15 protein-coding genes are annotated in these 13,482 nt (G+C 66.8%); 5 read left to right on the top strand and 10 right to left on the bottom strand.

Annotated features, from left to right (window positions below; genetic code table 11):
- Nucleotides 1-37: 37 nt before the first annotated feature.
- From ACFQ4E_RS13295 to ACFQ4E_RS13265, 7 genes are all read right to left on the bottom strand, one after another.
- A complete protein-coding gene (locus tag ACFQ4E_RS13295) occupies nt 38-1,198 on the bottom strand; it encodes a WD40/YVTN/BNR-like repeat-containing protein (RefSeq protein WP_386804330.1) in 1,161 nt (386 codons plus the stop codon).
- Nucleotides 1,199-1,247: 49 nt separating this feature from the next.
- The gene (locus ACFQ4E_RS13290; RefSeq protein ID WP_386804328.1) at nt 1,248-2,249 is read right to left on the bottom strand and encodes a hypothetical protein; all 1,002 of its coding nucleotides are present in this window, start codon (nt 2,247-2,249) and stop codon (nt 1,248-1,250) included.
- 88 nt (nt 2,250-2,337) lie between these two features.
- Entirely contained in the window at nt 2,338-3,030 is a 693-nt protein-coding gene (locus ACFQ4E_RS13285; protein WP_386804326.1) for a metal-dependent hydrolase, read from the bottom strand.
- A gap of 233 nt (nt 3,031-3,263) precedes the next feature.
- On the bottom strand, nt 3,264-3,602 hold the full coding sequence (locus tag ACFQ4E_RS13280) for a hypothetical protein (protein WP_386804324.1): 339 nt from the start codon (nt 3,600-3,602) through the stop codon (nt 3,264-3,266).
- Between the two features lies 1 nt (nt 3,603).
- Nucleotides 3,604-5,454, bottom strand: coding sequence for an ABCB family ABC transporter ATP-binding protein/permease (locus ACFQ4E_RS13275; RefSeq protein ID WP_386804322.1), 1,851 nt, complete (start codon nt 5,452-5,454; stop codon nt 3,604-3,606).
- Nucleotides 5,455-5,494: 40 nt separating this feature from the next.
- A complete protein-coding gene (locus ACFQ4E_RS13270) occupies nt 5,495-6,076 on the bottom strand; it encodes a retropepsin-like aspartic protease family protein (protein WP_386804320.1) in 582 nt (193 codons plus the stop codon).
- A 65-nt stretch (nt 6,077-6,141) separates the two neighbouring features.
- On the bottom strand, nt 6,142-6,762 hold the full coding sequence (locus ACFQ4E_RS13265) for a MarC family protein (RefSeq protein WP_386804318.1): 621 nt from the start codon (nt 6,760-6,762) through the stop codon (nt 6,142-6,144).
- Nucleotides 6,763-6,919: 157 nt separating this feature from the next.
- On the opposite strand from ACFQ4E_RS13265, the gene ACFQ4E_RS13260 reads away from it, so the two are divergent.
- Entirely contained in the window at nt 6,920-8,143 is a 1,224-nt protein-coding gene (locus ACFQ4E_RS13260; RefSeq protein WP_386804379.1) for an acyl-CoA dehydrogenase, read from the top strand.
- Here ACFQ4E_RS13260 and ACFQ4E_RS13255 read toward each other — a convergent pair.
- Nucleotides 8,128-9,045 (bottom strand): LysR substrate-binding domain-containing protein, encoded by a 918-nt coding sequence (locus tag ACFQ4E_RS13255; RefSeq protein WP_386804317.1) that lies wholly within the window; start codon nt 9,043-9,045, stop codon nt 8,128-8,130. The genes ACFQ4E_RS13260 and ACFQ4E_RS13255 overlap by 16 nt on opposite strands.
- 103 nt (nt 9,046-9,148) lie before the next feature.
- Between ACFQ4E_RS13255 and pcaC the strand changes: the two genes are divergently transcribed.
- From pcaC to ACFQ4E_RS13235, 4 genes are all read left to right on the top strand, one after another.
- Complete coding sequence (gene pcaC / locus ACFQ4E_RS13250; RefSeq protein ID WP_386804315.1) at nt 9,149-9,532, top strand: 4-carboxymuconolactone decarboxylase; 384 nt, start codon at nt 9,149-9,151, stop codon at nt 9,530-9,532.
- Nucleotides 9,525-10,253: a protocatechuate 3,4-dioxygenase subunit beta gene (pcaH, locus tag ACFQ4E_RS13245; RefSeq protein WP_386804313.1), complete on the top strand. Its 729-nt coding sequence runs from the start codon at nt 9,525-9,527 to the stop codon at nt 10,251-10,253. The genes pcaC and pcaH overlap by 8 nt, the downstream gene beginning before the upstream one ends.
- Before the next feature lie 5 nt (nt 10,254-10,258).
- Nucleotides 10,259-10,855: a protocatechuate 3,4-dioxygenase subunit alpha gene (gene pcaG / locus ACFQ4E_RS13240; RefSeq protein ID WP_386804312.1), complete on the top strand. Its 597-nt coding sequence runs from the start codon at nt 10,259-10,261 to the stop codon at nt 10,853-10,855.
- Between the two features lie 108 nt (nt 10,856-10,963).
- Nucleotides 10,964-11,803, top strand: a complete 840-nt coding sequence (locus ACFQ4E_RS13235) for a BKACE family enzyme (RefSeq protein ID WP_386804310.1) — start codon at nt 10,964-10,966, stop codon at nt 11,801-11,803.
- Between the two features lie 9 nt (nt 11,804-11,812).
- On the opposite strand, the gene ACFQ4E_RS13230 is transcribed toward ACFQ4E_RS13235, so the two are convergent.
- Together ACFQ4E_RS13230 and ACFQ4E_RS13225 are read right to left on the bottom strand one after the other, a co-directional pair.
- Nucleotides 11,813-12,280 (bottom strand): DUF3237 domain-containing protein, encoded by a 468-nt coding sequence (locus tag ACFQ4E_RS13230; protein WP_386804308.1) that lies wholly within the window; start codon nt 12,278-12,280, stop codon nt 11,813-11,815.
- Between the two features lie 114 nt (nt 12,281-12,394).
- A complete protein-coding gene (locus ACFQ4E_RS13225; protein WP_386804306.1) occupies nt 12,395-13,432 on the bottom strand; it encodes a TRAP transporter substrate-binding protein in 1,038 nt (345 codons plus the stop codon).
- Nucleotides 13,433-13,482 lie beyond the last annotated feature (50 nt).

Below are 13,482 nucleotides of genomic sequence, written 5' to 3'. Positions count from 1 at the left end.
GCGCGGGCCGGGCGCAATCGCGGAATCTCGTCTTGGCTCAGACAGATGCGGGGCGGGTGAGCGTCTCGATCGAGAGCACCGTCGGGAGGTGCCGCGCGATCTCGTCCCAACTCTCGCCCGCGTCGTGGCTTGCGAAGACCGAGCCGGTATTGGTGCCGAAATAGAGCCCCGGGGTCTCGGCGCGGTCGGTCGCCATCGCCTGTCGCAGCACGGTGAAATGGCAGGCGACCTGCGGCAGGCCCGTGCGGCAGTCGCGCCAGGTTTTTCCGCCATCCTCCGAGCGCCAGACCGCCGCGGCGGCATCGGGCGGATAGCGGCCCGCGGAGTCGCCGTTCAGGGGCAGGGTGAAGACCGTCTCGGGCGCGCCGGGCAGGCTCGCGACCGGAAACCCGAAGGTCGAGGGCAGGCCGCGGGTGATGTCCTCCCAGCTTCGGCCCGCATCGAGACTGGCGAAGACGCCGTGGTGGTTTTGCATGTAGACCCGGTCGCCAACGCCGCCCGCCTGCACCATGTTGTGCACGCAATGCCCTATCTCGCCATCGCGCCCTGCCGCCGGATGCGGGCGTTCGCTCGCAGCACCCGCGTTCGAAAGGCGGTTCCGCCGCTCCCAGCTTGCGCCACCATCCTCGCTGGCGAAGACGCCGGCCGCCGAGATGCCCAAAAGCAGCGTCTCGGGCGGGCCGGGCAGCACCAGGATCGTGTGGAGCGTCAGCCCCGCCGCGCCCGGAAACCAGCTCTCGCGGCTCTCATGATCGGCGAGGGCCGTGTTGCGGGTCCAGGTCACTCCGCCGTCGCGGCTCTCGTAGAGCTGCGCGGGTTTCGTTCCCACGAGAAGCCGCTCGGGCGTGCCTGCGATCGACCAGAGCGCGTCGATCTCGCCGTCATAGGGCGCGTCGGGCGAGGGCGTCACACCGAGCGCGGCGGCGGTCTCGGGGTCGGTCCGGGCAAATCTTTCGCGCTGACCGTGCGCGAGCTGCGTCAGTTCCCACGCGCCATCGGAGCTGCCCGACCAGACGCCCGCACCGGTCCAGTCGTCGCCGCCGACCGCCCATATCCGTCCCGTCTCGGGGGCGCCCAGAGCGTGGTTGATGCGCCACCCGTCGCAGACCGGCCCACGGACGCGCCACGCGTCCTGCTGCGGGTCGCTCGAGATCAGAAAGAGACCTTTGGTGGTTCCGACAAGAAGCGTGACGGGCATATCGCGACTCGCGCTGTGCTCTGTCGAGCATAACACGGCGCGCGGCGCGTCAGCGCATCCAGAATCCCTCGCGCTTGATGCGGTTGCGGATCGCCTGTTCCTTGCGGGGCAGATCCGCCTGGTCAAAGAGCGCGCGGACCTTCTCGCCGCGGCCTTGGTAGATCATCCGCTTGATCGGCTCGTAGCTCTTGAGAACCTTCTTGACCTTGTTCGGCGCGCAGATGGTCTCGAGAGTGCCGACGACACGTGCGTCTTCGCGGGCATAAAGGAGCGGAAGGAGCCGGTAGTGGCAGCTCACCGACCCGTCCAGGAGACCCTCGGGCAGCGCATCGCGCCCTCCGCCAAGGGCATGGATCACCAAGGGCAAGGCGACCTGGTCGAGCCAGGGATCGAGGCTCTGGCAGACAAGCTCGGGCGGCGGGTCGTCGCGGATCGCGAGCGCGGTCTCGAGGAAGCGGTCTCCGAAGACGCGCGGGCAGCGATAGAAGAAGAAGCCCGCGTTGAAATAGAGATAGCGGCGCCAGTACTCGTCTGGCTCGGAGAGGTCGAGCGAGCTCTCGAAATCGAGCCCGAACCGGTCGTAGAGCGACTTCCAGATCGCCGCGTAGCCGGGCCCGTAAAGCTCGATCTCGGGCCAAGTGCCTTCGCGGCGGAGCGAGGCGGTCGGACGGTCGAAATCGAAGGGCACCTGGTCGAGCGCGTCGAGGATCAGCGTGTCGGTGTCGAAAAAGACGAAAGGCTCGCCCTCGGGCAGGGCCTTTAGCGCCTCGATCTTGTTGCCATAGGGGTAGCTCGCGCCGAAATGGCGGGCCTCGAAGGGCAGAACCGTGCCGCCCGCCTCCTCGATCAGCGCGCGCAAGGCTGGGTCTGCGATGCGCGGATCGCCCGGCCAAGCGCCGCCCGGCTGCGGCTCGGCGATCCAGAGGCGGAAGCGGTCGGACGAGCCGCTTGCCGTGAAGGAGAGCGCGAAGAGCGCGGCCTCGTAGCCGAGCCGCCCGGACTGGCCGACGATCATCACGTTGACGCGCGGCGGCGCGGCGGGGTCTGGCATGGGGGCGGGCCTGTCTGCTCTTGCCTCTTTGGGCCGAGACTAGACCGAAGCCGTGCCGCCGGGAAAGCCCCGGCGGCACGCGGCATGCTCAGATCTCGATGGGCTGCAACACCTCGGGCTCGATCACGTCGACACCGGACAGGGCGGCCACCAGCGCCTCGGCGGATTGCTCGAGCGCGTCGAAGGTGCGGTAATGGCAGGGGATCACGGTCTTGAAATCGAAGAAGGTCTTCGCGGCATAGCCGGCGCGGCGCATGTCCATGGTGAAATGCCCGCCCGCGCAGAGAATGCCGATATCGGGCTCGTGGAGGTCGTTGAAGACCTTCATGTCGGCCATGACATCGGTGTCGCCCGAGAGGTAGATCACGTGACCCTCGGCCGCGATCATGTAGCCGCATTCGCTGCCGCCGGACACGAGCGCCTTGTCGCCGGGCAGGGTCGAGGAATGGGTGGCATGCACCATCGTCACCTGCACATCGCCCAGCGCGACGGTGCCGCCCTTGTTGAAGCCCAAGGTCTCGATGCCTTCGGTCTCGGCCCAGTGGTTCATCAGGTCGAACTGGCCGACCACAGGAACATCGAGGGACCGCGCCAGATCGAGCACTTCGCTCGCATGGTCGAAATGCGCATGAGTGAGGAGGATGCGGGTCGCGCCGGTCGTCGCCTCGTCCTTGCGGTCCTCGGGGAAGAGCGGGTTGCCGGTGAGCCAGGGATCGACCAGCAGCACCTGGTCGCCGATTTCAAGGCGGAAGGACGCGTGTCCGAGCCAGATGATCTTCATATGCGGGTCTCCTTCATGTGTCGCAGCGCTTGAGTATGGGGCGGTGCGCCGTTCGGTCCAGTCGCGCTCCTTGGGGAGGGCCGGTGTCGGCCGTTCCGGCCGAGCGAGAGGCGCTGCCTCTCGCGCTCTCCGGGATATTTCGGGACAGATGAAGGGAGGGGGGAGGCGCTCGAGGCCGGAGGTGGCGCTTGCGGCCGGGTGCGGGACCCGCCCGGGCGCGGGTGTGCGGCGCGTCAGAGGCCGCGGTCGCGCGTCTCGGGGGGCAGCGCCTCCCACCATGTGGCGTAGGAGCAGTTTTTGGGGTGGGTGCCGGTCTCATCCGGCGCGCCGTCGTCCCACCAGACGGGGCCGCGCTCTCCGAGCCTGCGCTTGGCGGCATCGACCGCGGCGCGGGCGGCTTGGATGTCAGTGTCGGTCTCTGCTGTCTGGACGGCGCGGCGGGCCTGCATCAGCGCCTTGACCGCGGCGCGGCGGTCGCTGTCGGAGAGGCGGGGGTCGGTCTTGCGCCAGAGACGGGCGCGGGCGACGAAATATCGCCCGTCGGGGGTCTCGGGATAGTCCTTGCGCGGCATCTCAGGCGGCGTCGTCGCGTTCGGCCGCCTGCCGCGCCCAGAGCCCGGCATAGCGTCCGCCGCGGGCCAGGAGATCGTCATGGGTGCCGGTCTCGACCACTTCGCCGGCCTCGAGCACCACGATGCGGTCGGCATCGGCGATGGTCGACAGGCGGTGCGCGATGGTCAGCACGGTGCGACCTTCGGCGGCGCGGGCGAGCGCCTCCTGGATGCCCTGTTCGGTCTCGGTGTCGAGCGCCGAGGTGGCCTCGTCCAGAAGCAGGATCGGCGGGTTCTTCAGGAGCGTGCGCGCGATCCCCACCCGTTGCTTCTCGCCGCCGGAGAGTTTCAGGCCGCGCTCGCCGACCTCGGTGTCGTAGCCTTCGGGCAGGGAGAGGATGAAGTCGTGGATCTGGGCGGATTTCGCCGCGGCGACGATCTCGTCCTCGGTGGCGCCATCGCGGCCATAGGCGATGTTGTAGCGGATGGTGTCGTTGAAGAGGACGGTGTCCTGCGGCACCACGCCGATGGCGGCATGCAGGCTCTCCTGCGTGACCTCGCGCAGATCCTGGCCGTCGATGCGGATCGCGCCTCCGGAGACATCGTAGAAGCGGAAGAGAAGCCGTCCGATGGTGGATTTGCCCGAGCCCGAGGGACCGACAAGCGCCACGCTTTCGCCCGCGCCGACCTCCAGCGACACGCCGCGCAGGATCGGGCGGGTCGGGTCGTAGCCGAAGCGGATGCGGTCGAACTCGACCCGGCCTCCGCTGACCTCCAGAGCGGGCGCGCCGGGCTTGTCCTGCACCTCGGCGGGCTGCTCCAGGAGATCGAACATCTCGCCCATGTCGACGAGGCTTTGGCGGATCTCGCGATAGACCGTGCCGAGGAAATTCAGCGGCATGGTGATCTGGATCATGTAGGCGTTGACCATGACGAAATCGCCCACGGTCAGCGCGCCCCGCTCGACGCCGATGGCGGCCATCACCATAACCGCGACGAGACCGCCGGTGATGATCAGCGACTGGCCGAAATTCAGCATCGCAAGCGAGGTCGCGGTTTTCACCGCCGCTTCCTCGTAGCCCTGCATGGCGCGGTCGTAGCGCTGCGCCTCGCGCCGCTCGGCGTTGAAATACTTGACGGTTTCGAAATTCAGGAGGCTGTCGATGGCCTTCTGGTTGGCGTCGGTGTCCTGCGTGTTCATCTCGCGGCGCAGCTTCACGCGCCATTCGGTGACCTTGAAGGTGAAGGTGACGTAAAGCGCGATGGTGACGGCGACGACCACCAGGTACCAGATGTCGAAGAGCCAGAAGAGCACGATGCCGATCAGCACCAGCTCCAGCACCAGCGGGCCGATGGAAAACAGAAGGAAGCGGAGGAGGAACTCGACGCCCTTCACGCCGCGCTCGATGATCCGGCTGAGCCCGCCGGTACGGCGCGTGATGTGATAGCGCAGCGACAGGCGGTGGATATGGGCGAAGGTCTCGCGCGCGAGCGCCCGGAGCGCGCGCTGGCCCACCCGGGCGAAGACCGCGTCGCGCAATTGCTGGAAGCCCACGTTCATCAGCCGCGCCAGGCCGTAGGCGAGCGTCAGGGCCACTGCGCCCGCGCCGAGCGTCCAGGCGGCGGAGGGATCGTTCGACAGGTAATCGACCGCGGCCTTGTAAAAGAGCGGCACCGTCACGGCGATGATCTTGGCGAAGATCAGAAACCCGAGCGCGATCAGGACGCGGCGCTTCACCCAGGGCTGGTCGTCGGGCCAGAGATAGGGGCCGACCCGGCGGATCGTCCGTAGGCCGGAGCGGCGCTCCTCGCGGGCGATCTCTTCGGCGCTCTCGTCGGCGCCGTCGGGGGAAACTGTCGTGTCGCTGGCCATCGGCCCGACATAGGCGCGGGTGCGGCGGATTGCCAGAGGCTCAGCGTTCGAGGATCAGCTCGCCCTGGCGGATTTGCAGGCTGTCGAAGCGGCCGAGATAGCTCATGCCGAGGAGCGACTGCTCCATTTCGCCGGGGTTCACATAGGCCGGGACGGAGGTGTCGAGGAAGGGGCCGAGCCGCACATTGTCGAGCGTGACGGGCGCGGTGCGGATGACGCCATTGGCGGTGCGGGCCTCGGAATAAAAGGCGAGGGTGGCGGGATCGAGCCCGGCGCGTTCCGCGTCGCGTTCGGTCAGGACCGTGCCGGTGGCGCCGGTATCGACCATGAAGCGCACCGGGGCCTCGTTGACATCGAGCGTCACGTAGAAATGGCCGTCGGGCTCCTGCGGGAGGACCACGCGGCCCTCCTCGGCAAAGACCGCCTGGCTCGGGCGCACGGTCTGGCGGATGTCCTCCCAGAGGCCCACCGCCGCGATCACGCCGAGAAAGATCAGGCCCCAGGCGGCGAGGGCCTGCATCTTCTTGCCGAGCGCTTCGCGGTTCTGGACGAAGGCCCAGAAGACCAGCGCCGATCCCAGAAGGACCAGGTAGAGAAGATTGCCGATCTCGAAATCGCACATGCCGATGCGGCCTTTCCTGTCGTCACCCCTTCAAGATAGGGCCGGAGGTGCCGGGGCGGAAGGCGTCAGGGATAAAGACCCGAGGCCAGGAGCCCGTCGATGACGAACTGAACCGACAGCGCGGCGAGGATCATGCCCAGAAGCCGGGTGACGACGGTGATGCCGGTGACGCCGAGGCCGCGCTCGATCGGACCTGCCGTGAGCAGAAGCGCCAGCGCGATCACGAGCACGAGCGCCATCACCCCGAGCACCGCCAGCGTGTCGAGCCAGCCGTCGCCCTGACCGCTCAGAAGGATGATCGAGGTGATCGAGCCGGGCCCGGCCAGAAGCGGGATCGCGATGGGAAAGACCGACGGATCGGGCTTGTCCTCGTCGGCCTCGGCGCTGCTGCTGCGCCGCTTGGTGCGGCGCTCGAAGAGCATGTCGAGCGCGGTCAGGAACAAGACCACGCCGCCCGCGATCCGGAACGCGGGCATGCCGATGCCAATCGTGCCGAGAAGCTCCTCGCCCAGGAACGCGAAGAGCGAAAGAACCACGGCGGCCACCACGCAGCCGCGAATGGCCACGGCACGGCGGTGCGCGTCGTCCTCGCCGCGGGTGAGCGCGATGAAGATCGGCGTGACCCCGATCGGGTCCATGATCACGAAGAGCGTCGCGAAGGCGGTGACGAAGAAGGCGAGATCCATGCGCCCGCCCCTAGTCCTTCCGCAACGCTCTGGCAAGCCTCGGGGCGCGCGGGGGCAGGGGGCGCGTGCCTGCGCAATGGAGAACACGGTTTTCCATCCTGCCCGGGCCGGTCTATCCTAGCGCGACACGTGCCAAAGGACCGCCGCCATGACCGAGATGAGCCACCCCAAACCCTCCCTCAAGCCCAAGGACGCCCCGGATCTCGGGCGCTTCGACTGGGAGGATCCCTTCCGCCTGAGCGACCAGCTCGAGGAAGACGAGCGCATGATCGCCGACAGCGCCCGCGCCTATGCGCAGGAAAAGCTGCAGCCGCGGGTGACCGAGGCCTATCTCAACGAAACCGTCGATCCCGAGATCTTCGCCGAGATGGGCAAGATGGGGCTTCTCGGCACGACCATCCCCGAGGAATATGGCGGGCTCGGCGGCAATTACGTCTCTTACGGCCTCGTCGCGCGCGAGATCGAGCGGGTCGATTCCGGCTACCGGTCGATGATGTCGGTGCAGAGCTCGCTCGTCATGTATCCGATCTACGCCTACGGCACCGAGGAGCAGCGCCAGAAATATCTCCCGAAGCTCGCCTCCGGCGAGTGGATCGGCTGTTTCGGCCTGACCGAGCCCGATGCGGGCTCCGATCCCGCGGGCATGAAGACGCGCGCGGTCAAGACCGACGGCGGCTACCGGATTTCCGGCTCCAAGATGTGGATCTCGAACAGCCCCATCGCCGATGTCTTCGTCGTCTGGGCCAAGTCCGAGGCGCATGACGGCAAAATCCGGGGCTTTGTGCTCGAGAAGGGCATGAAAGGACTGTCCGCGCCCAAGATCGCGCAGAAACTGTCGCTCAGGGCATCGGTCACCGGCGAGATCGTGATGGACGGGGTCGAGGTTGGCGAGGACGCGCTTCTGCCGCATGTCTCGGGCCTCAAGGGCCCGTTCGGCTGCCTCAACCGTGCCCGCTACGGCATCGCCTGGGGCGTCATGGGCGCGGCGGAGTTCTGCTGGCACGGCGCACGTCAATACGGGCTCGATCGCACCCAGTTCGGGCGGCCGATCGCGCAGACGCAGCTCTTCCAGAAGAAGCTCGCGGACATGCAGACCGAGATCACACTCGGTCTTCAGGCCTGTCTCCGCGTCGGGCGGCTGATGGACGAGGCCCGCGCCGCGCCCGAGATGATCTCGCTCATCAAGCGCAACAATTGCGGCAAGGCGCTCGACATCGCGCGCATGGCCCGCGACATGCATGGCGGCAACGGCATCTCGGCCGAGTTCCAGGTGATCCGCCACATGGTGAACCTCGAGACCGTGAACACCTACGAGGGCACGCATGACGTCCACGCGCTCATCCTCGGGCGCGCGCAGACGGGGCTTCAGGCGTTTTTCTGAGCCTCCCCGGCGGCCATCTCGAACGCCTCGATCAGCCCGGCGAGATCCGGGCCGATCACCGCCTGGTCGCGCATCGAGATGCCGACCGGGCCGGCCAAGAGCGGGTCGCCTACGTCGAGCGTGGCGAGCGAGCCCGCCGCCAGCTCATCCGCGATCACGCCTTGCGAGATGAACCAGACGGTGTCGGAGAGCATCACCACCTTGCGCCCGAAGGCGAGCGAGACGGTCTCGAAGGCGGGCTCTTCGGCCTGAAGGCCCGAGCGCAGGAGAAAGGCCCTCACCGTCGCCGCGATCACCGCTCCAGCGGGCGGCAGCATCAGCGGAACGGTTGCAAGCGCGGAGGGGTCGCGATTGCCAATGAGCGGATGGCCGGGGCGCACGACGGCGACGATCCGGTCGGTATAGAGCTGCCGGAAGGACAGCCCCTCCATGAGCTCCGCCGCCGCCATCCGCCCCACGACCATGTCGAGCGCACCTTCGAGAAGCTGGGCGCGCAGCATCCAGTTGGGGCCGGTCGAGAGCCGCAGCACCGTGTCGGGAAAGCGTTGCCGAAAGGCCAGGGCGGCCCGTGGCGCGATATCGGTGGCGACTGTCGGCAAGAGGCCGATCGCCAGCCGCGAGCCGCGTCCCCGTCCGCCGCGCACCAGATCCTGCGCTTTCTCCAGATCGACCACCGCGGCTCCGGAGTGACGCTGGAAGAGCCGCCCGGCACGGGTCAGCACCATGCCACGCCCGGTCCGGTCGAAAAGCGCTGTGCCCAGAAGATCCTCGAGGTCTTTCAGGGTCTTCGAGACCGCAGGCTGGGAGACGTTGAGCGTATCCGCAGCCGCGCTGAGGCTGCCGAGGCGGGCGATCTCGAGGAAGACGCGGACTTGGCGAAGGCTGAGGGCAGGGTCGAGCAAGTATAACCTATAGGTTATGTCGTTTGCATCATCTTATAATTCAAATCTGCAGAAAGCCATGCCAGTGTGAGCCTCATCTCCCGGAAGGGACTGAGGAGGACCCATGACAGATCGATACGACACCGGCATGTCGGTGCGTCGCAGCGTGTTGGGCGACGCCCATGTCGACCGCGCCGAAGCGAAAAAGACCGCCTTCGACGAGCCGTTCCAGAGCCTGATCACGGAAGGTGCCTGGGGGACGGTCTGGGCGTCCGACCGGATCAGCCGCCGCGAACGCTCGATGCTGACCCTCGCGCTGCTCGCGGCTTGCGGCAATTTCGAGGAAATACCGATGCACATTCGCGCCACCGCGCGGACCGGCGCCAGCAAGGAGGACGTGATGGAGGTGTTCCAGCATGTCGCGATCTATGCCGGTGTGCCGCGCGCCAACCACGCGCTGAAACTCGCCAAAGAGACCTTCGCCGAGATGGAGACGAACGATGAGTGACCTCGGTGCCCTGATCCCGCGCAATCGCGAGATCCATCCCGACCCTTACGACCCGGGCTACAAGACCTCGGTCACCCGCTCGCCCAACCTGCCGCTCCTGTCGATGGAATCGACCCCGTCCGAGGAAACCGGCCCGCGCTTCGGGCACGGGCTGATCGGGCCGCTCGACAACAACCTGATCCTGAATTTCACCCGCGGCGAGAGCCCGGCCGTCGGCGAGCGCATCCTCGTGCATGGCCGCGTTCTGGACGAGAACGCCCGCCCGGTGCCGAACACGCTGGTCGAGATCTGGCAGGCGAATGCCGGGGGCCGGTATCGCCACAAGAAAGACAATTACCTCGCGCCGCTCGATCCGAATTTCGGCGGCTGCGGACGGACGCTGACCGACGAGCGCGGCACTTACCAGTTCCTTACCATCCGCCCCGGCGCCTATCCCTGGCCGAACCGTGGGAACGACTGGCGGCCCATGCATATCCACTTCTCGATTTTCGGGCACAGCTTCGGACAGCGGCTTATCAGCCAGATGTATTTCGAGGGCGATCCGCTGATCGCGCGCTGCCCGATCGTGAAGACGATCAAGGATCACGGCCAGATCGACCGACTGGTCGCGCCGCTCGACATGAGCGCCGCGCGTCCGCTCGATTTCCTCGCCTACAAGTTCGACATCGTGCTGCGCGGCCGCCGCCAGACCATGTTCGAGAACAAGCTCGAAGGGATGTGAAAGACATGGTCCAAGCACTTGAAACCTTGCAGGAAACCCCGTCGCAAACCGCGGGTCCCTATGTCCATATCGGTTGCATCCCGCGCTTTTCCGGGATCGAGGTCTACCCCGAGGATCTGGGCCTGTCGCCCATCTCCGACGGGGCCAAGGGCGAGATCGTCAACATCACCGGCTCGGTCTTCGACGGCACCGGCTGGGCGCTGCGCGACGCCATGCTGGAAAGCTGGCAGCCGGACGCGGAGGGACGTTTCGCGGGGCAGGACGGGGCCGACCCGAACGTCTCGGGCTATTGCCGCTTCGCCGCCGATGCCGAGAGCGGCGAGTTCACGCTGAGAACCGTGAAGCCGGGCCCGGTGACCACCCGCGATGGCCGGATGCAGGCGCCTCATATCAGCCTCTGGATCGTCGCGCGCGGCATCAATATTGGCCTCAGCACGCGGATCTATTTCGAGGACGAAGAGAACGACGACGACCCGCTCCTGGGCCGGATCGAGCAGCGCCACCGGGTCGAGACGCTCATCGCAAAGAAGACCGGTGACGGAGCCTATCGCTTCGACATCCGCCTTCAGGGCGACGGCGAGACCGTGTTCCTCGATCTCTGAACCGATGTGTCGCAGCGAAATATTCGGTAGAATGACATGGATTTCGGGGCGGCTCCGGCCGTCCCATGCGCTTTTTCAAGCGCTTACAGACAAAAGCAAAGGTGACATATGAGCAATCCCTGCATCATCTGCGTGGCCATCACGGGCTCGGTCCCGACCAAGACCGACAATCCCGCAGTCCCGGTGACCGTCGCGGAACAGGTTGAATCGGTTCAGGAAAGCTTCGAGGCGGGCGCCACCATCGCGCATTGCCACGTGCGCGACGACGAGGGCAAACCGACCTCCGACCCCGAGCGCTTCGCGCGGCTCAAGGAGGGTATCGAAACGCATTGCCCGGGCATGATCGTGCAGCTTTCGACCGGCGGTCGCTCGGGCGCGGGGCAGGCGCGGGGCGGCATGCTGCCGCTCAAGCCGGACATGGCCTCGCTCTCGGTCGGATCGAACAACTTCCCGACCCGGGTCTACGAGAACCCGCCGGATCTGGTCGCCTGGCTCTCCGAGGAAATGCTCAAACACGATGTGAAGCCTGAGATCGAAGCCTTTGATCTGTCTCATATCGTCCAGGCCACGCGCATGGCCGACGCGGGCAAGATCGCCTCGCCGCTCTACGTCCAGTTCGTGATGGGTGTGAAGAACGCCATGCCGGTCGACGAGCGGATCTTCGATTTCTACATCGAGACCCTGCACCGTCTGGCCCCGAACGCGCTCTGGTGCGGTGCCGGGATCGGCGCGGCGCAGGCGCAGGTTAACGAATGGTGCATCTCGCGCGGCGGCCACACCCGCACCGGGCTGGAAGACAATATCCGCCTCGACAAGGAAACCCTCGCGCCCTCGAACGCGGCGCTGGTAAAAAGGACGGTGTCGATCTGCGAGAAATACGAGCGCCCGGTCGCGACCTGGCAGCAGGCGCGCGAGATCCTTGGCCTCAAGATGCCCGAGGTCGCCTGACCCGCGGGATCATTCCACCGCGAAAAGCGAGACCAGCACCCGGCCATGGCGCCGGGCGCCGGTTCCCACGAAGAGCGTGCGATTGACCCAGTCGTAACGCGCGTCGCCGGCCTCGAGCCGGGCCTGCGTGCGCATGTAATAGCGCGACGGATCGACCTCTTCGCCCGCGGCGATGGCCGCGATCACCTCGGCGGGGCCGTGGCGGTAACCGTAGTTCCGAATCTCGATGGTGACGCCATCCTCGGTCTCGATCGCGTAGCGCGTATCGAGCTCGGCCACGCCGCTCGGCCAGATGGTCTGCCAATCGGCCCCGAGATTGAGGATGCGCCCGTTGAGCCGCGGGCCCGTCACCGTGCCCCCGATGATCTGGAAAATCCGCCGATCCCCGGCGCGACCCTGTCCCATGTCCCGGATCGGGGCGAGATCGACGGTCAGGTCGCAGACATGGGCGAGGGCAGGCGGGGGCAGGGCAGACATCGGCGGCTCCTGTTGAGCAGGATCGGGACCGAGCGCGCATGCCTCTGCCCCGAAAAGAAATGGCCGCCGGACGGGTCAGTCGTCCGGCGGCCGGTTCATGGCGAGCAGAGGAGGTCAGCCGCCATGTTTTTCGATCAGCGCCTTGGCCTGGTCGATCAGCGCCTGGCCGTCGACACCATTGGCGTTCATCTCTTCGACCCAAGTGGCGATCACGGGCTGGGCTTTTTCCTTCCAACGAGCGACTTCCTCGGGCGGGAGCGTCACGATGGTGTTGCCCGCCGCCTCGGCGATATCGCGGCCCGGCTTGTCGTAGTCATACATGACCTGCGCGGCGAACTCGGCGAGCTTCATGCCGCTCTCGCCGTCGATCGCGGCTTTCACGTCGTCGGGCAGGCTGTCGTAGCGCGCCTTGTTCATCGTCATGATGATCGTGGCGGTGTAGAGCGACTCGTCGCCCCCGAACTCGGTGTGGTTGGTCACCAGATCGGCCAGCTTGATCGCGGGCGTCACCTCCCACGGGATCACTGTCCCGTCGACCACGCCCTTGGAAAGCGCCTCGGGGATCGCGGGCAGGGGCATCCCGACCGGGGTCGCGCCGAGTTCCTTCAGGAGGTTGGTGATGACGCGGGTCGGGCCGCGCATCTTGAGGCCTTCCATGTCCTCGAGCGTGTTGACGCCGTTCTCGGTGTGGATCACGCCGGGGCCGTGAACCCATGCGCCCAGCACATGCGTGTCGCTGTACTCGCCGGCCTGAAGCTCGGTCTCGACCAGTTCCTGGAACGCCTTCGCGGTGGCGACCGGGTCGGTCATCATGAAGGGCAGCTCGAAAACCTCGGTCTTCGGGAAGCGGCCCGGGGTGTAGCCGACGACCGTCATCACGATATCCGCGACGCCGTCGACCGCCTGGTCGTAGAGGCTCGGAGGCGTGCCGCCGAGCGACATCGCGTCGTAATGCTCGATCTTCACCTTGCCGCCGGAGGCCTCCTCGACCCGGGTCGCCCAGGGCTTCAGGATATGCGCGGGAACGGTCGCCGGGGGCGGCAGGAACTGGTGCAGGCGCAGGGTGATCTCTTGCGCCGACAGGGCGCCGGGGATCATCCCGAGGGCGAGCGCGGCAGCTGCGGCCGAGCGCAGGAATGTTCTCTTGATCATGTGTCCTCCCTAGGTCCGGCCTCCTCCGACCGGATTGATGATAAGCTATA

Origin of the sequence: Litorisediminicola beolgyonensis, from assembly GCF_042679605.1 — a bacterium.
Classification (GTDB): domain Bacteria; phylum Pseudomonadota; class Alphaproteobacteria; order Rhodobacterales; family Rhodobacteraceae; genus Litorisediminicola; species Litorisediminicola beolgyonensis.
The sequence above is the reverse complement of the archived record's forward strand: the minus strand, read 5'-3'. Positions and strand labels throughout refer to the sequence as shown.

Excerpts from the sequence above, each read along its gene's own strand:
- ACFQ4E_RS13295 (WP_386804330.1), bottom strand. The coding sequence starts at position 1,198 with ATGCCCGTCACGCTTCTTGTCGGAACCACCAAAGGTCTCTTTCTGATC.
- ACFQ4E_RS13290 (WP_386804328.1), bottom strand. The coding sequence starts at position 2,249 with ATGCCAGACCCCGCCGCGCCGCCGCGCGTCAACGTGATGATCGTCGGC.
- ACFQ4E_RS13285 (WP_386804326.1), bottom strand. The coding sequence starts at position 3,030 with ATGAAGATCATCTGGCTCGGACACGCGTCCTTCCGCCTTGAAATCGGC.
- ACFQ4E_RS13280 (WP_386804324.1), bottom strand. The coding sequence starts at position 3,602 with ATGCCGCGCAAGGACTATCCCGAGACCCCCGACGGGCGATATTTCGTC.
- ACFQ4E_RS13275 (WP_386804322.1), bottom strand. The coding sequence starts at position 5,454 with ATGGCCAGCGACACGACAGTTTCCCCCGACGGCGCCGACGAGAGCGCC.
- ACFQ4E_RS13270 (WP_386804320.1), bottom strand. The coding sequence starts at position 6,076 with ATGTGCGATTTCGAGATCGGCAATCTTCTCTACCTGGTCCTTCTGGGA.
- ACFQ4E_RS13265 (WP_386804318.1), bottom strand. The coding sequence starts at position 6,762 with ATGGATCTCGCCTTCTTCGTCACCGCCTTCGCGACGCTCTTCGTGATC.
- ACFQ4E_RS13260 (WP_386804379.1), top strand. The coding sequence starts at position 6,920 with ATGAGCCACCCCAAACCCTCCCTCAAGCCCAAGGACGCCCCGGATCTC.
- pcaC (WP_386804315.1), top strand. The coding sequence starts at position 9,149 with ATGACAGATCGATACGACACCGGCATGTCGGTGCGTCGCAGCGTGTTG.
- pcaH (WP_386804313.1), top strand. The coding sequence starts at position 9,525 with ATGAGTGACCTCGGTGCCCTGATCCCGCGCAATCGCGAGATCCATCCC.
- pcaG (WP_386804312.1), top strand. The coding sequence starts at position 10,259 with ATGGTCCAAGCACTTGAAACCTTGCAGGAAACCCCGTCGCAAACCGCG.
- ACFQ4E_RS13235 (WP_386804310.1), top strand. The coding sequence starts at position 10,964 with ATGAGCAATCCCTGCATCATCTGCGTGGCCATCACGGGCTCGGTCCCG.
- ACFQ4E_RS13230 (WP_386804308.1), bottom strand. The coding sequence starts at position 12,280 with ATGTCTGCCCTGCCCCCGCCTGCCCTCGCCCATGTCTGCGACCTGACC.
- ACFQ4E_RS13225 (WP_386804306.1), bottom strand. The coding sequence starts at position 13,432 with ATGATCAAGAGAACATTCCTGCGCTCGGCCGCAGCTGCCGCGCTCGCC.